Below are 23126 nucleotides of genomic sequence, written 5' to 3'. Positions count from 1 at the left end.
TACAGCAAGCTATAATCGTTCGCATGAACGCGCCCGTCCCTAGTCCTGCCACTGCGCCTGCCACTGCGCCTGCCACTGCGCCTGCCACTGCGCCTGCCACTGCGCCTGCCACTGCGCACCGCCCGATCCAGCAGCTTCCCGACCAGCTCATCTCCCAGATCGCCGCCGGCGAAGTGGTCGAGCGGCCATCTGCCGTCGTCAAGGAACTGCTGGAAAACGCGCTCGATGCGGGCGCGACCCAGATCACCGTGCGCCTGGAAGAAGGCGGTGTCAAGCGCATCGCCATCACCGACAACGGCCGCGGCATCGAACCAGGCCAGCTGCCGCTGGCCCTGGCGCGCCACGCCACCTCCAAGATCGCCTCGCTGCACGACCTGGAACACGTGGGCACCCTGGGTTTTCGCGGCGAGGCGCTGGCCTCGATCGCCTCGGTGGCCGCCGTGCGCATCGCCTCGCGCACGCCGGGCGCAGCGCACGCCTTTGAAATCGCCGGCTCGCACGAGGGATTGGTGTCGCCTTCATCGGGCGCCTTCGGCACCACCATCGACGTGCAGGACCTGTATTTCAACACCCCGGCGCGCCGCAAGTTCCTGAAGTCCGAACAGACCGAGTACGGCCACTGCGCCGAAGTCGTGCGCCGCATCGCCTTGTCCCGCCCCGACGTCTCGTTCAGCCTCACGCACAACGGCCGCACCATCGACCACTGGAACGTGAGCGAGGCGGCCAAACGCAGCGCCCAGATCCTCGGCAACGACTTCGCCGATGCGCGCCTGGCGCTCGACGAAGCGGCCGGCCCGCTGCGCCTGCACGGCTACGTCGGCCTGCCGACCGCCTCCAAGGCGCGCGCCGACGGCCAGTTCTTCTACGTGAACGGGCGTTTCGTCCGCGACAAGCTGCTGGTGCACGCGGTGCGCGCGGCCTACCAGGACGTGCTGCACGGCGACCGCTTTCCCTGCTATGTGCTGTCGCTCGACCTCGACCCGGCGCTGGTCGACGTCAACGTGCACCCCTCCAAGATCGAAGTGCGCTTCCGCGACAGCCGCGCGGTGCACCAGTTCGTGTTCCACGCGGTGCAGCGCACCCTGGCGCAAACCTCGGCGACCTCCCACGGCAACGCGCCGGCGCCGATCTCGGCCGCCGAAGTGAAACCTACCGGCACGCCGGTGTGGGCGCCGCGTCCGCACGAACAAACCTCGTTCGGATCGCAGCTGGCGCCGAGCTTCTCGCCCTCGCCGTTCGCGCCGGGCAGCCGCTGGGACGATCAGCGGCCCCAGGCTTCCAACGGCGGCGTGGCGCAGCGTACCGAAGCCTACGGCGCCCTGTTCGCCGCCGGCGCACCGGCCAGGGCCGAGGCCGCGGCCGCGGCCAGCGTGCCCTTGTCAGGCTCGGAGCGCCCGCTGTCGAACGAGGACTTCCCGCTTGGCTTCGCGCTGGCCCAGCTGCACGGCATCTATATCCTGGCCCAGAACACGAAGGGCCTGGTGCTGGTCGACATGCATGCCGCCCACGAGCGCATTCTCTACGAGCAGATCAAGAACGCGCTCGATGCACGCCTCGAGGGCGAAGAACTGCAGGTGCAGCAAATGCTGATCCCGGTGACTTTCTACGCCGACGCCATCGAGGTGGCGACCGCCCAGGACCACGGGGAGACCCTCAAGACGCTCGGCTTCGACATCGCCGCGCTGTCGCCCACCACGCTGGCGGTGCGCACCGTGCCGGCGCTGTTGAAGAACGCCGACGCCCAGACGCTGGCGCGCGACGTGCTGCGCGACGTACGCGAGTACGGCGGTTCGCGCGTGCTGATCGAGCGCCGCAACGAGCTGCTCGGCACCCTCGCCTGCCACACGGCGGTGCGCGCCAACCGCATCCTGTCGATGCAGGAAATGAACGCGCTGCTGCGCCAGATGGAAATCACCGAGCGTTCCGACCAGTGCAACCACGGCCGCCCGACCTGGGTCCAGCTCGAGATCGCCGCACTCGACAAACTTTTCCTGCGCGGCCAGTAAGCGTATGAGTCACAAGAAACCGTTGGCGGTGGCCATCATGGGCCCGACCGCGTCCGGCAAGACCGCAGCCGCGCTGGCGATCGCGCACAGCCGTCCGGTCGAGATCATCTCGGTCGACTCGGCCCTGGTCTACCGCGGCATGGACATCGGCACCGCCAAGCCGAGTCCCGAGGAACTGGCGGCCGTGCCGCACCACCTCATCGACATCATCGACCCGCTCGATGCCTACTCGGTGGCCCAGTTCCGCGCAGACGCCATCCGCCTGGCGGGCGAAATCAGCGCACGCGGCGCGCTGCCCCTGCTGGTGGGCGGCACGATGATGTATTTCAAGGGACTGACGGACAGCCTGGACGAGCTGCCGACTGCCGATCCCGCCCTGCGTGCGCAGCTCGATGCGGAAGCGGCCGTTATCGGCTGGCCCGGCATGCATGCCAGGCTGCGCACTCTCGACCCTGTCACGGCCGAGCGCCTGAAACCGAACGACGCCCAACGCATCAACCGCGCGCTCGAGATCATCGCCCTGACCGGCAAGCCGATGTCCGAACTGCTGGGCAAACGCGAGAAGCCCGAACTGCCCTTCGATCTGCTGTCGTTCTCGCTCGAACCCTCCGACCGCGCCGTGCTGCACCGGCGCATCGCGCTGCGCTTCGACGGCATGCTGGGCCAGCGCGACGACGAAGGCCTGGTGGCGGAAGTGGCGCGCCTGCGCGCACGCGGCGACCTGTCCCCCAGCCTGCCGTCGATCCGCTGCGTCGGCTACCGCCAGACCTGGGACTACCTGGACGGCAAGATCGACCGCGCCGAGCTGCGCGAACTGGGCATCATCGCCACGCGCCAGCTGGCCAAGCGCCAGATCACCTGGCTGCGCGCGATGCCGGAGCGGATCGTGATAGACTGCCTGGGTGCGGACCCGACGGGGGAGCTGATGGCTCGGCTGAACCAGTTGGAAAAATGACATTGGCGCGAGATTTTTGTGCCCGGTGCGCTAGTGCAGCCTTGACAGGCGACGCGCCGCCCCCGATAATGCCTGCCGTTGCGGTGATATAGCTCAGCTGGTTAGAGCACAGCACTCATAATGCTGGGGTCGGTGGTTCAAGTCCACCTATCACCACCACAGAATTCCAAGCGGATGGCTTGACTCTCCAGGGTCAAGCCATTTTGCTTTGCCCGTTTCGGTGCGAATTTCGGTGATATAGCTCAGCTGGTTAGAGCACAGCACTCATAATGCTGGGGTCGGTGGTTCAAGTCCACCTATCACCACCACGACAGCAGCCCGCTTTCTCTCCGGAGATCGCGGGCTTTTGTTTTTCAGCGCAGCGCGAATCGACTGTCGAGGCCGAACGCCTCCATCTTCGGATGGCTCGTTACGTAGGCCCATACCTCCTCGCGCGTCTTGAGCGGCGCATGGCCATACACCTTGTCCAGCGCCTCCAGCGTGACGACGACGAGCTGGTTCTTGCAATAGGTCTGGATCGCCGGCGAGGCAAGATAGCGTTCACGCTGCAGTTGCCCCAGCAACCAGAGCACGGGACGCCACCAGTCATAGGCAAAGTCGCAGTGCTTGATCACGGTGGCCGACGATTCGCGCTGGGCCAGCATGGCAAAAAAGTTCAGCATATTGTCGAGCATGAGGCGATCGGCCCGGTCCGCGTGGACAATGTCCTGATCGGCCTTGTCGCGCTTGGCCTCGTCCAGTTCCCGCAGGATGGGCAAGCTGCTGGCAGGAAGCGCAAGCTGTTCGACCACGAACAGGCGGCTGGCCAGGAATTCCGCATATTCCCGGTTCTTGACCGCCGCCAGCAGGCAGCGGAACGAACTGTCCTTCACATGCTGGAAATCGAGGCTGGTAAAGGTCTGGAACAGCTCGAAGATCGAGCGCTCCACCTCTTCGCGCCGCGCAATGCGCGATTCCTCGGCCTGGAACAGCAGGGTGACCACCACGCCGCCGAACGCCAGTGCGGTGAACAGCACATTCAGGCCGTTGTACACCTTCTCGAGCGGATCCTGGAAGGCGCCTTGCGGCAGGTGTTTCGCGATGGGGTAGGCAGTCAGCCAGACCAGCACGATCAACAGCATGATCGTGAACGCCAGGTACGCAGGACGGGAAAACCGCATGATCGATCCTTGTTATGGTGACAAGAACGATGATAGGCACATTCCCAAATAATTTCCATGCGTAAAAAATGAAAAGGCCAGCGCATGGCTGGCCTGCCCGCATCGCATGGATGCTCAGTGCTTCTTGCCGCCGCCCGATATCTTGTTCTCGGTGGCCCAGGCGCGCCGCTCCGCTTCCTTCTTCGGCACACCTTTTTTCTCGTAGCCCTGCTCGATATGCCGGGCCTGACGCTTCTGCTTGTCCGTGTAGGACGATTTATCACCTTGAGGCATGTTGATTCTCCTGTCGATGGTGGGATGGTCCACACACTCAGGTTACGCCCGCGTTCGCCACTGATACGTTCGTTATTTCACGCACGACCGCGATCTACTCATCCGTAAACGATTCGTCCAGCGCATAGTCGCCGCGCGCCAGTCCTGCAAGCACGGCCCCGGCCTGCTGCAGGTATTCCGAGGGCACGAGGATGCGCACGCCGCCCAGCGCAGGCGCCAGCAGCAGGTCGGTCTGCATCAGGTGGGCGTCCGCCAGCACGGCCGGGATGCCCGCCGCGACCAGGCAGCCCTGGGCCAGGGTCGCTTCCAGCGGGACCAGGTATTTGGCGACGACGAACAGGTCGCGCCCCGGAATCTGCACGACTTCCGGATTCGCCGCCAGCCAGGCGTTCAATGCAAGTTGTTCCATGCGGCCGCTCCTGGTGTTCCGGTTGTTTACCGGGTTGGTCAAAACAGCGTGGGCGCCTGCGACAGCAGGTACAGGGTCACCCCGATGAGGCCACCGACGATGGTGCCGTTGATGCGAATGTACTGCAAATCCTTGCCGATATTGAGTTCGATCTGCTGCGACATCTCGCGGTCGTCCCACTGCTTGACCGTGTCGGCGATATGCCTGGTCAGGAAGCCCGCGAACTCGGGCGCGACGCCGCGCGCGGCCGACTCCAGCGATTCGCTGAGCGAAGCGCGCAGCTGCGGATCTTCCGCCAGCACCTTGCCGACCCAGGCGCCGGTGGCCACCAGGCGGCGGCGCAGGCTGGAATCCTCGTCGTGCAGGTCCTGCTTGAGCCAGCCTTTCAGTTCGTTCCACAGCGAGGCCAGGTAGCCGTTGAGCGTCTCGTCGCCCAGCAGGTAGGCCTTGATCTCTTCCGCCCTGGCGGCAAATTCGGGGTCCGCCTTCAGGCGCTCGATGAACTCCGCGGTGAAGGTGTCGAAACGCTGGCGCAGCGGGTGCTGCGGATCGGCGGCGACCTTGTTCAAGATGCTGGACGCCAGGCGCACGGCCAGGCCGGCGCCCTTGCGTCCGATCAGCTCCGACGGCAGCATGCTTTCGATGAAAGCATAGTCCTCCTTGAGCCACTCGACGATGCCATGCGAGATGGTCGCCTGGGTGTCGGCATTGTCGAGCAGGTGCGCCAATTGGGTGATGCCTTCGTTGAGCAGCTCCTGGTGGCGCTGGTTGCGCGTCAGGCTTTCCAGGATGGTGCCGGCCGATTTCGACAGGTCGACGCTGTCCACCATCGCATGCACGGCGCGCCGGATGAAGCCCTGCACCGCCGAGTCTTCGATGAAGTCGAGCATCCAGATCCCGACCCGCACCAGGTGCTGTCCCAGCAGCTCGGTATTGGCCGGCTTGACCAGCCAGTCGGCCACCTTCTGCACCGGATCGTGGCGGCGAATCAGCCGGATGATGGATTCCGTGTCGAGGAATTTTTCGTGCACGAACAGCGCCAGGTTGTCGGCGATGCGCTCCTTGTTCTTCGGGATGATCTCGGTATGGCGCGACACGATGGGAATCGGCACCCGCCTGAACAGCGCCACCACGGCGAACCAGTCGGCCAGTGCGCCGACCATGGCGGCCTCGGAGAACGCGCGCAGCAGGCCAGTCCACCAGTTCTGCGGCAGGAACAGGGTCAGCACGAACAGCGAGGCCGCGCCCGCGAAAAACGCGAGCGCGAGCAGTTTTGAACGTCGTAGTTCCGTCTCTTTCGTCATAAGTCCCTGAACTGTAGGGTGGACGGCTATGCCGTTCGCGCGTTCAAGCAACGGATGAATGATCGTGGCGCGACGAAGCACACAGGATTTGAACGCGCGGCCGGCAAAGCCGGCCACCCTACAAATGCTATATGACTTTGGCGCTTCTCAGCGCTTCGATTGACTCGGCCGTGAAGCCCCAGCCGGCCAGGATCGCTTCGCTGTCCGCGCCCGGCTGCGGGGGCGCTGCGGGCGTGCCCGGCGCGGTGCGGGAAAAGCGCGGCGCGGGCGCCGGCTGGGTCACGCCGTCGATCTCCACGAACGTGCGGCGCGCGGCATTGTGGGGGTGGCGCGGCGCCTCTTCCATGTCGAGCACGGGCGCGAAGCAGACCTCGGTGCCTTCCAGCAGCCGGCACCATTCATCGCGGTTGCGGGTGGCGAACAGCGCCGCGAAGCGTTCCTTCAGCTCGGGCCAGTGCGCCTTGTTCCAGCGCTTCGTGAACAGCGGATCGCCCTGGCCGGTGAGGCTCAGGAGGGTGGAGAAGAACTGCGGCTCGATGGCGCCGACCGCGATGAACTTGCCATCCAGGCAGGCATAGGTGTCGTAGAAGGGCGCGCCGCCGTCGAGCAGGTTGGCCTCGCGCCGGCCGCTCCAGCTGCCGGCAGCGCGCAGGCCGTACGTCATGGCGCCGAGCAGCGCCGCACCGTCGGTCATGGCCGCATCCACCACCTGGCCCTGGCCGGAACTGCGTGCTTCCAGCACCGCGCACACGACGCCGAAGGCCAGCATCATGCCGCCGCCGCCGAAGTCGCCCACCAGGTTCAGGGGCGGGGCAGGCGGGCTGTCGGCACGCCCCATCGCATGCAGCATGCCCGACAGTGCCAGGTAGTTGATGTCGTGGCCGGCCGCCTGCGCCAGCGGCCCGGTCTGACCCCAGCCGGTCACGCGGCCGTACACCAGCTTCGGGTTGCGTTCCAGGCAGAGGTCCGGGCCCAGCCCCAGGCGCTCCATCACGCCTGGCCGGAAGCCTTCCAGCAGCACGTCGGCCCTTTCCACCAGGCGCAGCGCTGCCTGGCGCCCGGCTGGGTTCTTCAGGTCGAGCCCAAGCGAGCGGCGTCCGCGCGCCATCACGTCGTGGCGCGTGCCGAGTACCGGATAGGGATTGTCCTCACCCGGCCTGGCCGCAGCCTTCCTGTCGATGCGGATCACTTCCGCCCCCATGTCCGCCAGCATCATCGCGGCGAACGGGCAAGGGCCGATGCCCACCATTTCGACCACCCGCACTCCTGACAAGGGTCCTGTCATGGGTTCTCCTTCATCCGGCTCAGAGCGAGCGCGCGATGATTTCTTTCATGATCTCGTTGGCGCCGCCGTAGATGCGCTGCACGCGCGCGTCCACGTACATCTGGGCGATCGGGTATTCCAGCATGTAGCCGTAGCCGCCGAACAGCTGCACGCACTGGTCCACCACCTTGCATTGCAGGTCGGAGATCCAGTACTTGGCCATCGAGGCGCGCACGGTGTTCATGCGGCCCGCGATCATGTCCTCGATGCAGCGGTCGATGAAGATGCGCGCCACCGTAGCCTCGGTCTTGATTTCGGCCAGCACGAAGCGGGTGTTCTGCATCTCGATCAGGGCCTGGCCGAAGGCCTTGCGCTCGCGCGTGTGCTCGACCGTCAGCCGCAGCGCGCGCTCGATGGCGGCCACGCCGCACACGCCCAGGATGGTGCGCTCGTAGGGCAGCTCGGTCATCAGTTGGGCGAAGCCCCTGCCCTCCTCGCCTCCCAGCACGTTCTCCAGCGGGACCAGCGCGTCGTCGAAGAACAGCTCGCAGGTGTCCTGGCCCTTCTGCCCGACCTTGTCCAGGATGCGGCCGACGCGAAAGCCCGGGTTGTCCTTGGTCTCGAGCAGCAGCAGCGACACGCCCCTGGCGCCCGCGCTTGGGTCGGTCTTGGCCACCACCAGCACCAGGTCGGCCAGGTAGCCGTTCGAGATGAAGGTCTTGGAACCGCTCACACGGTAGCCATCGGGGCCGCGCGCAGCCAGCGTGCGGATGCCCTTCAGGTCCGAGCCGGCGCCCGGCTCGCTCATGGCGATCGCCGCGACCATCTCGCCGCTGGCCAGGCGCGGCAGGTATTTCTTCTTCTGCTCCTCGGTGCCCTGGTTCAGCAGGTAGTGGGCGACGATGGCGTGCACGTGGATGCCGAAGGCGGTGTCGCCGCCATAGGACAGCTCTTCGAACACCACCGCTATGTGGGCGAAGCTGCCGCCGGCCCCGCCGTACTCTTCAGGGATGTCGGCCAGCAGCAGGCCCATCTCGCCGGCCTTGCGCCACAGGTCGCGGTCGACGTGCTGCTGCTCCCGCCAGGCCTGCTGGTGCGGCGTGATCTCGCCCGCCACGAAGCGGCGCACGGCGTCGCGAAAGGCAACCAGTTCCTCGTTCATCCAGGGGGAGGTCAACTCCATCTGTTCCTCCTCAGTCGTTGCGGTACATGGTGACGACACAGGCGCCGCCCAGGCCCAGGTTGTGCTGCAGCGCCACGCGCGCGTTCGCGACCTGGCGCGCTTCGGCCGTGCCGCGCAGCTGGTGGGTCAGCTCGTAGCACTGGGCCAGGCCGGTCGCGCCCAGCGGATGGCCTTTCGAGAGCAGGCCGCCGGACGGATTGGTGACCACGCGCCCGCCGTAGGTGTTGTCGCCGTCGAGGATGAACTTGTCGGCGCCTCCTTCCGGGCACAGGCCCAGGGCTTCGTAGGTAATGAGTTCGTTGTGCGCGAAGCAGTCGTGCAGCTCGACCACGTCGATGTCTTCCGGGCCGAGCCCGGACTGTTCATACACCTTGGTGGCGGCGGCGCGGCTCATGTCGTATCCCACCAGGCGCATCATGTCGCCGGCGGCGAAGGTGCCGGGGCGGTCGGTGGTCATCGCCTGGGCGGCGATGTGCACGTCGCGGCGCAGGCCGTGGCGCAAGGCGAAGGCTTCCGATACGAGGACGCTTGCTGCCGCGCCGCAGGTCGGCGGGCAGGCCATCAGGCGGGTCATCACGCCCGGCCAGATGGCCGGCGCATCGAGCACGTCCTGGGCGCTGACTTCCTTGCGGAACAGCGCCAGCGGATTGTTCGCGGCGTGGCGGCTGGCCTTGGCGCGGATGCGGGCGAAGGCCTCCAGGGGCGTGCCGTACTTCTCCATGTGCGCGAGGCCGGCGCCGCCGAAGTAGCGCAGCGCCAGCGGGATTTCCGGCTTGCCGACCAGGCGGTCGGTCACTTCGTCGAAGGCGTCGAACGGGGTTGGGCGGTCGGTGAAGACGGAGCCGAGCGCGCCGGGACTCATCTGCTCGAAGCCGAGCACCAGCACGCACTCGGCGGCGCCGCTGGCGATGGCCTGGCGGCCCAGGAACAGCGCGGTCGAGCCGGTCGAGCAGTTGTTGTTGACGTTGACGATCGGGATGCCGGTCATGCCGACCGCGTACAAGGCCTTCTGGCCGCTGGTGGAGTCGCCGTAGACGTAGCCGGCATAGGCCTGCTCGACCAAATCGTACGATATGCCGGCATCGTCCAGCGCCGCGCGCGCCGCCTGCGCGCCCATCTCATGATAGGGGGCGCTCGCCCCCGGCTTGGCGAAGGGGATCATCCCGACGCCGCTCACGTACACCTTGTTCATCCTGCCTCCCGGGTTCGATTAGGTCGCGCGACCTACTGCCGCTTGATTATAGGTCAGATGTACTATTTTTTGTATGTCTCTGCGATAATCGGGTAATGACGCACATCGACGCCCGCTCCCCCCAGCATGCCTTGGACAACACGCTGCGCCGCAAGCCTTCGACCACCACCGAGAAAGGGCTCGGGCGCGCGCGCGACATCCTGCTGGCGGCGCGCGCGCTGCTCGCCGCCGAAGGTTACGCAGGGCTGTCGATGCGGCGGGTGGCCCAGGACGCCGGCATGAGCCTGTCGAACGTCCAGCACTACTACGGCAGCAAGGAGCAACTGCTGGAAGCGCTGCTGCTCAGCACCATGGACGAATTCCAGGCCAAGATGGACCGCATCGCCGAGGCGATGGCGGGCCGGCCGCAGGTCGAGCGCTTCCTGTCCACGGTCGACATGTTCCTCGACGAGATTACCGAACCGGTGACCCATGCGATCTTCTTCGAGATCTGGGCGCTGGCATCGCGCCACCCTTTCGCTTCCGATTTGATGGGCAAGATGATGGGGCGCGAGCGCAAGGCGATTTACGGCCTGATCCGCGGCCTGAATCCTGCCATCGGCGACGACGAAACCATGCAGCGCGCGGTGCTGATGGTGGCGCAGATCGAGGGCCTGATGCTGTTTCGCCTGGACCGCCGCGCGCGTCCCGCCCAGTTTTACTCAGTGCGCGCATCGGTGCATAAAGTGCTGCTAACTCTTGCGACCGTGCCGTGATCTTGCGGTAAAAAATGTTCGGCTGCTCGGCCGTGGTGACTTATACTCGTGGGGTTAACAATCTGCCACGGAGGCCGCACGGATGCACCATGAACTCAGCCTGATCACCACCATCGCCGCCGCACTGGGCTTCGGCCTCCTGTTCGGCATGCTCGCCATTCGCCTGAAACTGCCCGCCCTGGTCGGCTACCTGGCCGCCGGTGTCCTGATCGGCCCCGCCACACCGGGCTTCGTCGCGGACGTGCAGCTGGCTTCGCAGTTGGCGGAAATCGGGGTGATGCTGCTGATGTTCGGCGTCGGCCTGCACTTCTCGCTGCGCGACCTGCTCGACGTGAAGAAGATCGCCCTGCCCGGCGCACTGCTGCAGATCGGGGTGGCCACGGGGATGGGCATCGGCCTGGCCCATTGGTGGGGCTGGGGCCTGGGCGCCGGCCTGGTGTTCGGGCTGGCCTTGTCGGTAGCCAGCACCGTGGTGCTGCTGCGCGCACTGGAAGCGCGTGGTGAACTCGACTCGATGAACGGACGCATCGCCGTCGGCTGGCTGGTGGTGGAAGACCTGGTGATGGTGCTGGTGCTGGTGATGCTGCCGGCCCTGGCGGGCCCGCTCGGCGGCAAGGGCGATGCCGGCGCGGAGCTGTGGCCTGCGCTGGGCAAGACCCTGCTGCAGGTCGGCGCTTTTGTTGCCTTCATGCTGATCGTCGGCCGCAAGCTCTTTCCGTGGTTCCTCTGGAAAGTCGCCAAGACCAACTCGCGCGAACTGTTTACGCTGGCAGTGATCGCCGCGGCGGTCGGCATCGCCTACGGCTCATCGGCCCTGTTCGGGGTGTCCTTCGCGCTGGGCGCCTTTTTCGCGGGCATGGTGCTGCGCGAATCGGAACTGAGCCACCGCGCCGCCGAGGAATCGCTGCCGCTGCGCGACGCGTTCTCGGTGCTGTTCTTCGTCTCGGTGGGCATGCTGTTCGACCCGATGGTGCTGGTGGCGTATCCGCTGCAGGTGCTGGCCGTGGTGGCGATCATCCTGATCGGCAAATCGCTGGCGGCCTTCGTCCTGGTGCTGGCGCTGCGCTACCCGATCAACACCGCCGTCACGGTCTCGGCCAGCCTGGCGCAGATCGGCGAATTCTCCTTCATCCTGGCGGCGCTGGGCATGCAGCTGGAACTGTTGCCGGTACTCGGCCAGAACCTGATCCTGGCCGGCGCCATCATCTCGATCGCGGTCAATCCCCTGATGTTCAGCCTTGCCGCGCCACTGGAAAAATGGCTGCACTCCAAGCCGGATCTTGCGCGCAAGCTGGAACGTCCGGCCGACCCGCTGGCCGAGCTGCCGATGGAGACGGCGCGCGAAAAACTCAGCGGCCAGGTGGTGCTGGTGGGCTTCGGGCGCGTCGGCCGCCGCATCGCCGACGAGCTGGCGGCGCGCGGCGTGCACTACGTGGTGGCGGAACAGAACCGCGAGATCGTCGAGCAGCTGCGTGGGCACGGCATTGCGGCGGTGGTGGGCAATGCGACCGAGCCGGCGGTGCTGATCCAGGCCCACATCACGCATGCGGCGCTGCTGGTCATCGCGACGCCCGACACCTTCCACGTGCGCCGGATAGTGGAGATCGCGCGCATGCTCAACCCCTCGGTCAGGGTCGTGGTGCGCAGCCACAACGAGAGCGAAGCCGCGCTGCTGCGCGCGGACACCGGCGGCAAGGTGTTCGTGGGCGAGCAGGAGCTGGCGGCGAGCATGACGCGGCATGTGATGGAGACGCTTCAGGAGCGGGCGGCCCATTGAAGGCAGCCGGTGCGCTCCGTGAAGCGGAGCGCTGTTTCGCTGTCGAAAATCTTTACACTCGCAAATTCCTCCGGCAGGCCCATTTTTGCAAGTGTTTGAATATGAAAAATATTTTTCCTTGATGCATTATTGGCATATTTCTTGCTTATAGGAACTAGTTCGTCAATACTAGGGAAAATAATGAAAAATCCAGTCAAACTGAGCATCGCACTGTTGCTTGCCTCGCTGTCCTTCAGCGCATCGGCACTGACCATTAGCACGATCAATACGACTGCGGGTACCGGCAACCTGCTGGCCAATGCCCTGCTGGCGCAGAACAGCGGCATCTCCATTGCCGGCAACGTCGATTACCGCGGCGCCAACGACGCCAACCTGCAACAAAGCGGCACCTATACCGGCTTCACGTTGGCGCCGGCCAACGGCGACGCGCCGACCCTGGCCATGGGCGACGGCATCGTGCTGACGACGGGTTCCGCCAACGTGGTGCGCAATAACACCCTGAATAACTTCAGCTCGATCACCAACAGCGGCGCCGACGGCGATTTGACTGCCCTGCATGGCAGTACCGTCTACGACGCGAACGTGCTTGGTTTTAACTTCACGGTTGCTGCTGGCGTGAAGTCGGTGTCCGCCCAGTTTGTATTCGGCTCGGAAGAATTTCCGAGCCAGGACGTTACCGACATCTTCGGCTTCTTCGTCGATGGCGTGAACTACGCGATCTTCCCTGACGGAACGAAGATTTCGAACAGCGGCGACGCTTCCCATTTCATCGACAATCCGATCCACACCGGCCGCTTCGGCGTCGAGTACAACGGCCTGACCAAGGTATACACGGTGACCGGCCTGCTCAACAGCAGCCTGTCGACCCACACGATCAGTATCGGCGTCGCCGACACCTCCGATGCCAGCTTCGACAGCGGAGTATTCATTTCGTCGCTGCAGGCAGGCGCCGCCGACCAGGGTGGCATCGGCGGTGACGTGCCGGAGCCGGCTACGGCGTCCCTGCTCGGCCTCGGCCTGGCGGGGGTTGCGGCAATGCGCCACCGCCGCGCACGCCGCGCGCGTCGCGCTTGACGCACTCCCGGACGCCGGCCCGCGTCCGGGAGTAAAAAAACCCGCCGGCTCACGCACGGCGGGTTCAAGAACAGCAAGGAAAAAACCTCAATCCTGGATTGCCGGCCTCACGCCGCAACCTCCTCCACGCACAGCTTCAGGTTCGCGTGGCGCCCGTGCAGCTGCGAATGGATCAGTTCGCTACGCTCCTCGAGCAAGTCGAATACCGCATCCTTCGACAGCACATACTCTTCCATCAAGGTGTCCTTGAGCGACTCGATCACCAGCTTGTAGTCGCGGATCGCATTCAGGGTATAGCTGTACAGCTCGTCCGCCTTCTCTTCCACCAGGCGCAGCGTATGCTCGCCGCCCAGGTCCTTCTGCAGCTGGGTGTAGTCCAGCTTGGAGCGCGAGTACATCGACAGGCGGCTCACCATCAGGTTGAGCATCTTGGTGATCTTCTCGATGTCGTTCTGGCTGCCTACCGAGATGCCGCGCGGGCCGTAGAACAGTTCTTCCGCGGCCACGCCGCCGTACAGGCCGATCACGTCGCGCTCCAGTTCTTCCAGCGTGCGCAGCGACATGTCCTCGCCCGACTGCAGCACGTAGCCCAATGCACCGATCTTGGACACCGCTTCGGTGCTGATCTTCAGCAGGTGCGACTTTTCCTTCACCTCGGCCAGGCTGAGCCCAGCGCGCAGCCACGGGTCGATCTGCATGAAGAAGTGACCCAGTTCGTGCAGGGCGATGCGCTCGCGCTGCTTGGTTTTTTCATGCGTGGTCGCGCGGTCGGTCAGGCCGATGGTGGCGCGCTCGTAGGCCCGGAACAGCAGGTTGGTGTTGATGATCGCCTTTTCCTGGATCGATAGCATGCTGGCGCGCTCGACCACGGTTTCCAGCAGCGCCGGGCTCAGGTTCTGCGTGATTTCCGCCACCTGGTCCAGGTTGGTGTCCGCCCAGTCGACCAGGCCCGCTTTCTTGCGGCCGAGGAAACTGCGCAAGAGTTCCTTGCGCTCGCCCTTGTTCGGCAGGCGGAAGTTGATCTTGACCGAGAATCGGCGCAGCATCGCTTCGTCCATCTCGGTGCTCGCGTCGTCGAAGTTGGAGGCGACCACCCAGATCACGCCCTGGCCCTTGTCGCTCTTCACGCCGTCCAGCAGGCCCAGCAGGGTGTTGGCCGTGTCGTCCTCCCATTTCTTTTCGCTGCGGCCGCGCGGCATGAACAGGGTCTGCGCCTCGTCCAGGAAGATGATGCACTTGCCCTTGGCGCAGGCCTTGCGGTACAGCGCGTTCAGCGCCTTCGAGCCGCCGCCGACGTAACCGGATTCCAGCGCCGAGCCCGAAGCCGAGATCAGCGGCAGGTTCAGGCGCTTGGCCAGGTAGCCGACCAGCTTGGTCTTGCCGGTACCCGCGGGACCGGTCAGCATCACGTTGAACGGCTTGTCGATGTTGTGCGACTGGTATTCGGCGCGGTTGCGGATCATGTCTTCCAGGTGCAGCACTTCCTGCTTGATGTCGTCCATGCCGATCAGGTCGTCCATGCTGCCCTTGAGCTTGTCCGGGGTGATGACCGACGCGCTCATGCCCATGCCCGGCACGCCGAACTTCAGCAGGTACAGGACAAGCAGCAGCACGCCGATGGTCAGCCCATGGTTCTTCAGGAAGGCGCCGGCCGTGTCGAGGGCGGTGGCGCCCTCGTCCATCACGGCCTTGTGGCTGGCCAGGTAGTCGTCCTTGGCGATCGAGTACGGAATGGCGTTCTTCAGCAGCACTTCGCGCTCGAGCGACAGGTGCGAGGTGCTCGGCACCTTCACCACGTGCAGCGAAGCGGCATCCTTGAACTTATAGATGTAACGAGGCGACTCCGACAGCGGCTTGGCGATCAACAGGTATTCCAGGCGGCCCTTCTTGGCAGCCAACTCGGTGATCTCGGCAATGTTTTGCGAATGCACGACCGGGCTCGGGTCCTGCGGCACGTTCGACTTCCAGATTGCCACCGCCGCGATCACGCCGAGCAGCGCCGCCAGGGCGATGCGCACGTAGATACTCTTGAACGCGTTTTTGAAAGCAACTTGGAGCTGGGCGAAATTCGGCATCGTCTGATCTCTGGCAAAGTTTGGGCGGACAGCAATACTTCCGGGGTGCCGTGCCGGCGTGGTCTCGCGGGATCGGCTGCGGCGCATGGTGGCCGCTCAGGGCCTGACGCCCTGTCCAAACGTGTGCGTTTGGTATTGTTTTGATGCCCGAAGGCAATGGGATAAGGAGACTATACCTGTAAAAAAAACCGACGTGTATACCGTGCGCCGAAAAAAATGACGATCACAACGATAGTAGAAAGATGAATAAGCGATTTAATTGGCAGAGTATCAGCAAAGATTATCGAACTTTTAAATATATCCAACTTCTTTGCTAAACAGACATGACTGATCAAGCATCAAATTGCAATAATGCTAGTAATAGCGTGAGTCTGATACGCGACACTGCAACAACTTTGATTGAACGCAACATGTACTGATCTGTCAGCATCCTGATGACTTCTTTATGCAACTCAACAGCTCAATTGAACGCAGCCATTGGATTGATTTTGGTATGCTGAATCCATTCACGCACCATTGCGCGACCTCTTCCACATGAGGTTGCGCGGACCGAATGCAAGTCGGAAGAAGCGCAACAGCAAGAGGAAACGGCTATGAAAAGATATGCATTGGCAGCAGCATTGGCGATCTGCCTCGGCAGTCCCACGCAAGCTGCCGTCATCGATCTCGCTACCGGCAACCAGGCCGCAGTTCGGGTGCACCAACCGGTGCGCAACCTGTCCGTCACCCAGCGCCAGGACATCGTGGCGCCGCCGGCGAACATGTCGGAACTGCCCGAACCGGAAGTGTTCGCAATGATGTTGCTGGGACTGATCCTGATCGGCTACAAGGCAGGGCGCGACAGCAGCGAAAAGTTCAAGTAAGTTGCGCTACGCAGGGCAAGGCCGGGTCCCTGCCCGGTCACGCGCAGCACGCCGGCACGGCAGCCTCGGCACGCCGCGCGGCCTCAGGTTTCACTGCACAGCGCGTGCAGCTTCAGCACCGTGTTCCAGTTCCTGGACGTGCACCCATCCCCGAGCAGCTTTCCGATAGACGTCGCCGCAGCGCTATCCAGCATCCCCTCCGGACACCAGACATAGACCGCCCGCTTGCCCAGCGCCAGTTGCTCGCCGCCCCAGTCCTGCCCGCCGAGCGTGGCCAGTTGCTCGCGCTGGACAGCCTCTCCCAGCAGGAACACGAACAGCCGTGAATAGTTCTTCGCCACGCCGAGCAGCGGATTGCCCGCGACGATGGCGCTCAAGGCATGCTGGTCGAGCACGAACACGCGTGCGGCCACGCCGAGCTTGAGCACGAGCGCTTCCTCGATCGCCCCGGCGGCTTCCTGCGCCGTGACACCGGCAGCATGGAACACCACGTTACCGCTGTTGAGCACGGTGCGAACGCGGGTGTAGCCCAGGCCTTCGACCAGCACGCGCAGGTCCGCCATGGCGATTCGCTTGGCGCGTCCCACATTGATCCCTCGCAGGAATGCGATGTAGCACTGCCTGGTCATGGGGCGATCCTGGTTGATGGTTGTCGGCGTGGCGCATGCATTGGTCGTGCCCGCCGCTTCAGGCCAGGCCTTCCGCGCGCATCGCCTCCTGCACGGCCGGAATCGCCGCGACACGCGCCTGGTAGGCCTGCAGGGATGGCCAGTCGTTCAGGTCGAACCTGGCGAACAGCGCCCAGTTCAGCACCGTGAACAGGTAGGCGTCGGCGATGGTGAACCGGCTGCCCGTGAGGAATTCGCCGCCGTCCAGCTTGTCCGCAAGATATCCCAGCGGACGCGCCAGCGCTGCCCATGCCGCAGTGCGGCCTTCGTCGGTGCAGCCCGGGGTGAAGATCGGCGTGAAGCGCTTGTGCAGTTCGGTGGCGATATAGTTCAGCCAGGCCATGAGCTGGTAGCGCTCGAAGGTCCCGGCCGCCGGGGCCAGGTTTGCCGCCGGCGCCAGGTCGGCAATGTACTGCAGCAGGACGGCCGCCTCGGTCAGCACCTTGCCGTCGTCCAGTTGCAGGGCCGGCACCGAGCCCTTGTCGTTGATGTCGCGGAAGTCGCCGCCGCCGGCGATGGCTTTGGTCTTCAGGCTCACGCGTTCTACCGAGAACGGCAGGCCGGCGGCGATCAGGGCGATGTGGGGCGCCAGCGAGCAGGCGCCTGGGCTGATATACAGTTTCATGCTTTCCTTTACTAGTCAAAGTACGAGGCAACGAGCGTCGCAAGATTGCAAGCCTACAACACTTCGCAGGTGCGCTGCATGGATGCCACAGTTCCTGCGCCAGGCCGGACGCCACCTGCATCCTGGGTGTTAAGATAACTCGGCAATTAATTACAGGAAATGAGGGGAGGAAACGTGAACGAGAACGATGAACTCGTGCCACTGGCCCACCTGTTCCCGGGCATGGTGCTCGCCGATGTGCTACTCGATGCACAGGGGAACATGCTTCTGGCCCAAGGCGCAGTACTGAGCGAGGCGATCATCCTGTCGCTGGCCCGGCACGGCATCGCGGCGGCGCCGATCGTGCGCGCCGCCGCCGTGAGCGAACCCGACCTGGATGCGGTCCAGCAACGCCTCGACTACCTGTTCCGCCGCAATGAGCGCGATGACCATGGCGACTGGGCGACCGGCCTGCTGCGCCGCTACGTCGAGGACTACCGGCTGCGCCGCGAGGTGGCGCCATGAGCAGCGCCCAGCTGGACCTGCTGGGCGGCGTCGAGGACCTGCCTTCCCTGCCGGCCGTCGTGATGGAACTGCTGGGCAGTATCGAGCAGGAAGACATCGACATCGCCGTGCTGGCGAAAAAGGTGGCAAGCGACCCGGCGCTGACCGCCAAGACCCTGCGCCTGGCCAATTCCTCAGCCTTCGGGCTGCAGGTCAAGGCCACCACCATCCAGCAGGCCATGACCTTCCTCGGCTTCCAGGCCACGCGCAACCTGATCACGGCGGCGGCGCTGACCGGCTGCTTCCCGGCCGGACGCTGTCCGGGCTTTAACGACAAGGCATTCTGGCGCCATTCAATCGCGACCGCCGCCTGCGCCCGTGCGCTGGCGCGGCGCGTGCGATTCAATGCGGATGTCGCCTTCACGGCCGGCCTGCTGCACGATATCGGTCGGCTGGTGCTGGTCGCGCGCTTTCCGGAACGCTACCAGGCGGCGCTGTCGCTGCGCGACAAGCACGACGGCGAGCTGATCGACGCCGAGCGCGCCCTGCTGGGCGCCGATCACGTCGACGCCGGGGTGGCGCTGGCAGAACACTGGCAGTTCTCCGACACCATGCGCCAAGCCATTGCTTTCCACCATGCGCCGGAAGCGCCGGGGGCGGGCTTCCTGGCGACCATCGTGCACGTGGCGAGCGCCGTCGTGCATGCGCTGGACCTGGCCGGCAATCCGGACGAGCTGACGCCGCGGGTGTCGGCAGTTGCCTGGACAGCGCTGGGCATGACGGAACAAGCGTGGCTGCAGGTCTTCCACGAAACCGAACTGCAGTATGGGGAAATGTCGGCCATCCTGATGGCCTGAACAACGGGAAAATGCGCAACAGAAAGATGCGCAAAGAAAGATGCAGAAGAGCGAGGCCGGTCCGGCCGGCGCGGCACGCGCTCAGGGCGCGGTGCCGCAGCCCGCTGGTACCGAAGGCATGACAGGCGCGGCTGTCATGCCCACGGCATCAGTGAGCATAATTGCCGGTCGACGGGTTTGCTTCGTTACCTTGCTGCTGTTGCGGCTGCTGCTGTTGCTGGGCTGCCGCTGCGGCGGCTGCCTGGGCTGCCTTCTCTTCTGGCTTCGGGCGGCCCTGGGCATCCGACAGGCGATACTTGGTGCGGCGGTCGCCCATCAGGTCGCGCAGGTCGCGGATGCTCATGCCCGTGACTTCGTGCATGCGGATCAGCAGCGAGGCGCCGACCGGCAGGCGGTGGTGACGGATCTTGCTGATGACCGGTGGAGCGACTTCGAGCATGCGCGACAGCGCAGCGTCGTTCTTCAATTGCATTTTGCCGAGCAGGATGTCCAGCAGGTGGTTCGGGTTGTAGCTTTCCTGCGAAGACAAAGCATGATGTTGTTGTGCCATGATGTTTACCTCTTTAGTTGGTTAAAATAGTTCCTTCACGAACTTTTGTTAAAGACAACCTCGTCAACATAAGTTCCCGGACTACCTTTGGGAAATTAAACAGGTCCAGCCTGAAGAACTCCTTAAGAAACTGTCCGCCTTGCATGCCTCCGCGTACCCTTCCCGCATGTGCACTTGTCTTTCAAACAAATTATCAGGCTCATACGCCCTCAGTACATCCGAGCGGCGCATGTGACTCCTTGTCGGAAATCAAGCTATCGTGCGGAAAGCTTGTCACATAGGCATTTCAGCACATGGGGATTATTTGTGGCGCACGCAAGAGATTTCTGCAATAAATTTTCCCAGTAAGAAGTTGGACCGAAGCCTTTGATTTACAAGAAGAAATACTTCGATTCCACGTGACATTTTTCAAGTCATCCGGCAATTTTGTGAGCCAATCTACATTTAACAAAATGATCAGAGTATCAATGACTTTGATTTAAGAAACGTATCATTCCTGAAAGAATCGAATTTGCCTGTCTCCTCGCCGATTCCGGGGCTGTTGGGCGATTTACGGTAAACTAGACACTTCTTTTGCTTCAGCATCAGTTCTCCTTCCAACACAACACGCCATGCAGAAAAAAGTATTCATCAAGACCTTCGGCTGCCAAATGAACGAATACGATTCGGACAAGATGGCGGATGTCCTTGGCGCCTCCGATGGACTGGTCCGTACCGACTCGCCGGAAGATGCCGACGTCATCCTGCTGAACACCTGTTCGGTACGCGAAAAGGCGCAGGAAAAAGTGTTTTCCGATCTGGGGCGCTTCAAGGCGCTCAAGCGCGCCAAGCCGGAACTGGTCATCGGCGTGGGCGGCTGCGTGGCCTCGCAGGAGGGGGAAGCCATCGTCAAGCGCGCCCCGCACGTGGACGTCGTGTTCGGGCCGCAGACCCTGCATCGCCTGCCGCAACTGATCCGCGAACGCCGCAGCAGTGGCGCGGCCCAGGTCGACATCACTTTCCCGGAAATCGAGAAGTTCGACCACCTGCCGCCGGCCAAGGTCGACGGCCCGGTCGCCTATGTATCGATCATGGAAGGCTGCAGCAAATATTGCAGCTACTGCGTGGTGCCCTATACCCGCGGCGAGGAAGTCTCGCGTCCTTTCGAGGACGTGCTGACCGAGTGCGCCGGCCTGGCCGCCCAGGGCGTGAAGGAAATCATGCTGCTGGGCCAGAATGTGAATGCCTTCCGTGGAGCGATGGGGTCGGGCAGCATGGCCGACGGCGAAAGCGCCGACTTCGCCCTGCTGCTGGAATATATCGCCGACATCCCCGGCATCGAGCGCCTGCGCTACGTCACCAGCCATCCCAAGGAGTTCACCCAGCGCCTGATTGACGCCTACGCCAGGATCCCGCAACTGGTGAACCACATCTACCTGCCGGTGCAGCACGGCTCCGACCGCGTGCTCGGCGCCATGAAACGCGGCTATACGGCCCTCGAATACAAGTCGATCATCCGCCGCATCCGCGCTGTGCGTCCGGAAATGGCCTTCTCGTCCGACTTCATCGTCGGCTTCCCCGGCGAAACCGACACCGACTTCGAGGCCATGATGAAACTGGTCGAGGACGTCGGCTTCGACAACAGCTTCAGCTTCATTTTCAGCAAGCGCCCGGGCACCCCGGCAGCGAACCTCGAGGACGACACGCCGCACGAGGTCAAGCTGGCGCGCCTGCAGCGCCTGCAAGCCCTGATCGACGCGAATACCCGCAAATACAGCGCGGCCATGGTCGGCAGCGTCCAGCGCGTGCTGGTCGAAGGGCCGTCCAGGAAGGATCCCGATGTCTTGCAGGGCCGCACCGAAAACAATCGTGTGGTCAATTTCGCGCCAGATGAGACAGGATTGTCCTTAACGGGCCAGTTGGTCGATGTGCGCATCACCGCCAGCCACGACTACTTCCTACGCGGCGAACTCGTCGCCAACCTCGATACGATTGCCAAAGCCAGTTGAAAAACACACCTACCCAGCCTTCGTACTTCATTCCCGAGCCGCTCGACAACACGCGGCTTGCCCACCTGTGCGGCCCCCTCGACGAGAACCTGCGCCAGATCTCGGCCGCGCTTGACGTCACCATCTTCCGGCGCGGCGAGAAATTCATCGTCAGCGGCAGCAATGCCGGGCGCGCGGTGGAACTGCTGGAGCGTTTCTACGCGGTCGCCAACAAGGTCGTGCCGATCGAGGAAGTGCAACTGGCCCTGGTGGAACAGCGCACCGGCCTGAAGCCGCGCACGGCGGGCGACGCCGGCGCTGTGGAAGCAGCCGCCGCCGATGCCAAGGAAGACAAGGACGGTGGCGACACTGCTCCAGCGGGCGACGACCCGTCCGAGCTGGTCAGCCCGACGCTCAAGACCCGCCGCAGCGACCTGCGTGGCCGCACCCCGCACCAGATCCAGTACCTGAAGGCCGTGCTCGAGCACGACATCAGCTTCGGCGTCGGTCCGGCCGGCACCGGCAAGACCTACCTTGCCGTGGCCTGCGCGGTCGATGCGCTTGAGCGCGACGCGGTCAAGCGCATCATCCTGACCCGCCCCGCGGTGGAAGCGGGCGAGCGCCTCGGCTTCCTGCCGGGCGACCTCAGCCAGAAGGTCGACCCTTACCTGCGTCCGCTCTACGACGCACTGTACGACCTGCTCGGCTTCGACCGTACCCAGAAACTGTTCGAGAAACAGGTGATCGAGATCGCTCCCCTGGCCTACATGCGCGGGCGCACGCTGAACCACGCCTTCGTGATCCTGGACGAAGCCCAGAACACGACGGTCGAGCAGATGAAGATGTTCCTGACCCGCATCGGCTTCGGCAGCAAGGCCGTGATCACCGGCGACGTCACCCAGGTCGACCTGCACAAGTCGCAGCGTTCTGGCCTGGTGGACGCCGTTCACGTGCTGAAAAACGTGCGCGGCATCGCCTTCACCCATTTCGCGAGCGAGGACGTGGTGCGCCACCCGGTGGTGGCGCGCATCATCGACGCCTACGAAAAGAATGCCTCGATCGAGGACCTGGCCGCCCTGCCCAAACCGACCCCCGTGAAAAATGCAAGAAAAAAAACATAAGCTCGACCTCGAAGTCCAGTACGCCGACACCCGCCTCGAGAAGGAAGTGACGGAAGACATGCTGCAGCGCTGGGTGGAAGCCACCCTGCTCGGCCCGGCCGAACTGTCGATCCGCTTCGTCGACGCGGAAGAAGGCCAGGCCCTGAACCGCCAGTACCGCGGCAAGGACTACGCGACCAATGTGCTGACCTTCGCCTACAACGAAGGCGAGGAACTGGGCGAGGACGACCCGACCCAGGCCGACATCGTCCTGTGCACCGACGTCTTGCTGCGCGAAGCGCAGGAACAGGGCAAGACGGTCGAGGAGCATGCGGCCCACCTGGTGGTGCACGGCGTACTGCATGCCCAGGGCTACGACCACGAGCACGACGAGGAGGCCGATGAGATGGAGCAGTTCGAGCGCGACATCATGGAAGTGCTTGGGTATCCCGACCCGTACGCGGAATGATTTCGTAGGGTGTGTAAAGGCAAAGTTGAAATGTCCGCTTCTGGCAAAGTTGAAATGTCCGCTTGGTTGCCCAGGTTAGCGCGAGCTAACGCGCTTTTGAGCGGACATTTTCTTTGC

22 protein-coding genes and 2 tRNA genes are annotated in these 23126 nt (G+C 64.0%); 13 read left to right on the top strand and 11 right to left on the bottom strand.

Going from position 1 to position 23126, the window contains the following annotated elements; genetic code table 11:
• Positions 1-23: 23 nt before the first annotated feature.
• From mutL to AC56KL_RS18775, 4 genes are all read left to right on the top strand, one after another.
• Positions 24-2006 (top strand): DNA mismatch repair endonuclease MutL, encoded by a 1983-nt coding sequence (gene mutL / locus AC56KL_RS18790; protein WP_497181692.1) that lies wholly within the window; start codon positions 24-26, stop codon positions 2004-2006.
• 4 nt (positions 2007-2010) lie between these two features.
• On the top strand, positions 2011-2961 hold the full coding sequence (miaA, locus tag AC56KL_RS18785; RefSeq protein ID WP_497181691.1) for a tRNA (adenosine(37)-N6)-dimethylallyltransferase MiaA: 951 nt from the start codon (positions 2011-2013) through the stop codon (positions 2959-2961).
• An 82-nt stretch (positions 2962-3043) separates the two neighbouring features.
• A tRNA-Met gene (locus AC56KL_RS18780) sits at positions 3044-3120 on the top strand.
• 72 nt (positions 3121-3192) lie between these two features.
• Positions 3193-3269, top strand: a tRNA-Met gene (locus AC56KL_RS18775).
• Positions 3270-3314: 45 nt separating this feature from the next.
• Here AC56KL_RS18775 and AC56KL_RS18770 read toward each other — a convergent pair.
• From AC56KL_RS18770 to AC56KL_RS18740, 7 genes are all read right to left on the bottom strand, one after another.
• Positions 3315-4121 (bottom strand): hypothetical protein, encoded by an 807-nt coding sequence (locus AC56KL_RS18770; protein ID WP_497181690.1) that lies wholly within the window; start codon positions 4119-4121, stop codon positions 3315-3317.
• A 114-nt stretch (positions 4122-4235) separates the two neighbouring features.
• Positions 4236-4394 (bottom strand): hypothetical protein, encoded by a 159-nt coding sequence (locus AC56KL_RS18765; RefSeq protein ID WP_497181689.1) that lies wholly within the window; start codon positions 4392-4394, stop codon positions 4236-4238.
• A gap of 94 nt (positions 4395-4488) precedes the next feature.
• A complete protein-coding gene (locus AC56KL_RS18760; RefSeq protein WP_497181688.1) occupies positions 4489-4803 on the bottom strand; it encodes a putative signal transducing protein in 315 nt (104 codons plus the stop codon).
• Between the two features lie 38 nt (positions 4804-4841).
• A complete protein-coding gene (locus AC56KL_RS18755; RefSeq protein WP_497181687.1) occupies positions 4842-6107 on the bottom strand; it encodes a DUF445 domain-containing protein in 1266 nt (421 codons plus the stop codon).
• Between the two features lie 127 nt (positions 6108-6234).
• Positions 6235-7392 (bottom strand): CaiB/BaiF CoA transferase family protein, encoded by a 1158-nt coding sequence (locus AC56KL_RS18750; protein WP_497181686.1) that lies wholly within the window; start codon positions 7390-7392, stop codon positions 6235-6237.
• Between the two features lie 19 nt (positions 7393-7411).
• Complete coding sequence (locus tag AC56KL_RS18745; protein WP_497181685.1) at positions 7412-8554, bottom strand: acyl-CoA dehydrogenase family protein; 1143 nt, start codon at positions 8552-8554, stop codon at positions 7412-7414.
• A 10-nt stretch (positions 8555-8564) separates the two neighbouring features.
• On the bottom strand, positions 8565-9746 hold the full coding sequence (locus AC56KL_RS18740; protein ID WP_497181684.1) for a lipid-transfer protein: 1182 nt from the start codon (positions 9744-9746) through the stop codon (positions 8565-8567).
• A 95-nt stretch (positions 9747-9841) separates the two neighbouring features.
• On the opposite strand from AC56KL_RS18740, the gene AC56KL_RS18735 reads away from it, so the two are divergent.
• The 3 genes from AC56KL_RS18735 to AC56KL_RS18725 all read left to right on the top strand — a co-directional run bounded on the left by AC56KL_RS18735 (position 9842) and on the right by AC56KL_RS18725 (position 13352).
• Positions 9842-10501, top strand: a complete 660-nt coding sequence (locus AC56KL_RS18735; protein WP_497181683.1) for a TetR/AcrR family transcriptional regulator — start codon at positions 9842-9844, stop codon at positions 10499-10501.
• An 82-nt stretch (positions 10502-10583) separates the two neighbouring features.
• A complete protein-coding gene (locus AC56KL_RS18730) occupies positions 10584-12278 on the top strand; it encodes a cation:proton antiporter domain-containing protein (protein WP_497181682.1) in 1695 nt (564 codons plus the stop codon).
• 180 nt (positions 12279-12458) lie between these two features.
• The gene (locus AC56KL_RS18725; protein ID WP_497181681.1) at positions 12459-13352 is read left to right on the top strand and encodes a choice-of-anchor L domain-containing protein; all 894 of its coding nucleotides are present in this window, start codon (positions 12459-12461) and stop codon (positions 13350-13352) included.
• Between the two features lie 107 nt (positions 13353-13459).
• On the opposite strand, the gene AC56KL_RS18720 is transcribed toward AC56KL_RS18725, so the two are convergent.
• Positions 13460-15427 carry an AAA family ATPase gene (locus AC56KL_RS18720; protein WP_497181680.1) on the bottom strand — a complete coding sequence of 656 codons (1968 nt, stop codon included), beginning with the start codon at positions 15425-15427 and terminating at the stop codon, positions 13460-13462.
• 593 nt (positions 15428-16020) lie between these two features.
• Between AC56KL_RS18720 and AC56KL_RS18715 the strand changes: the two genes are divergently transcribed.
• Positions 16021-16290 carry a hypothetical protein gene (locus AC56KL_RS18715; protein ID WP_497181679.1) on the top strand — a complete coding sequence of 90 codons (270 nt, stop codon included), beginning with the start codon at positions 16021-16023 and terminating at the stop codon, positions 16288-16290.
• Positions 16291-16373: 83 nt separating this feature from the next.
• On the opposite strand, the gene AC56KL_RS18710 is transcribed toward AC56KL_RS18715, so the two are convergent.
• Entirely contained in the window at positions 16374-16919 is a 546-nt protein-coding gene (locus tag AC56KL_RS18710) for a DUF1697 domain-containing protein (RefSeq protein WP_497181678.1), read from the bottom strand.
• A 58-nt stretch (positions 16920-16977) separates the two neighbouring features.
• Entirely contained in the window at positions 16978-17583 is a 606-nt protein-coding gene (gene gstA, locus AC56KL_RS18705) for a glutathione transferase GstA (RefSeq protein ID WP_497181677.1), read from the bottom strand.
• A gap of 174 nt (positions 17584-17757) precedes the next feature.
• On the opposite strand from gstA, the gene AC56KL_RS18700 reads away from it, so the two are divergent.
• The gene (locus tag AC56KL_RS18700; protein ID WP_497181676.1) at positions 17758-18087 is read left to right on the top strand and encodes a hypothetical protein; all 330 of its coding nucleotides are present in this window, start codon (positions 17758-17760) and stop codon (positions 18085-18087) included.
• On the top strand, positions 18084-18923 hold the full coding sequence (locus tag AC56KL_RS18695; protein ID WP_497181675.1) for an HDOD domain-containing protein: 840 nt from the start codon (positions 18084-18086) through the stop codon (positions 18921-18923). The genes AC56KL_RS18700 and AC56KL_RS18695 overlap by 4 nt, the downstream gene beginning before the upstream one ends.
• Before the next feature lie 148 nt (positions 18924-19071).
• On the opposite strand, the gene AC56KL_RS18690 is transcribed toward AC56KL_RS18695, so the two are convergent.
• On the bottom strand, positions 19072-19473 hold the full coding sequence (locus tag AC56KL_RS18690) for a hypothetical protein (RefSeq protein ID WP_497181674.1): 402 nt from the start codon (positions 19471-19473) through the stop codon (positions 19072-19074).
• A 611-nt stretch (positions 19474-20084) separates the two neighbouring features.
• Between AC56KL_RS18690 and miaB the strand changes: the two genes are divergently transcribed.
• From miaB to ybeY, 3 genes are read left to right on the top strand one after another with little or no spacing between them, the layout of a single operon-like run.
• A complete protein-coding gene (gene miaB, locus AC56KL_RS18685) occupies positions 20085-21461 on the top strand; it encodes a tRNA (N6-isopentenyl adenosine(37)-C2)-methylthiotransferase MiaB (protein WP_497181673.1) in 1377 nt (458 codons plus the stop codon).
• Positions 21458-22561: a PhoH family protein gene (locus AC56KL_RS18680; RefSeq protein ID WP_497181672.1), complete on the top strand. Its 1104-nt coding sequence runs from the start codon at positions 21458-21460 to the stop codon at positions 22559-22561. The genes miaB and AC56KL_RS18680 overlap by 4 nt, the downstream gene beginning before the upstream one ends.
• Positions 22542-23009 (top strand): rRNA maturation RNase YbeY, encoded by a 468-nt coding sequence (gene ybeY / locus AC56KL_RS18675; RefSeq protein ID WP_497181671.1) that lies wholly within the window; start codon positions 22542-22544, stop codon positions 23007-23009. The genes AC56KL_RS18680 and ybeY overlap by 20 nt, the downstream gene beginning before the upstream one ends.
• Positions 23010-23126: the final 117 nt, after the last annotated feature.

The organism is Telluria sp. ZB4P34, from assembly GCF_059686055.1.
This window is presented reverse-complemented; position numbering and strand designations above follow the sequence as displayed.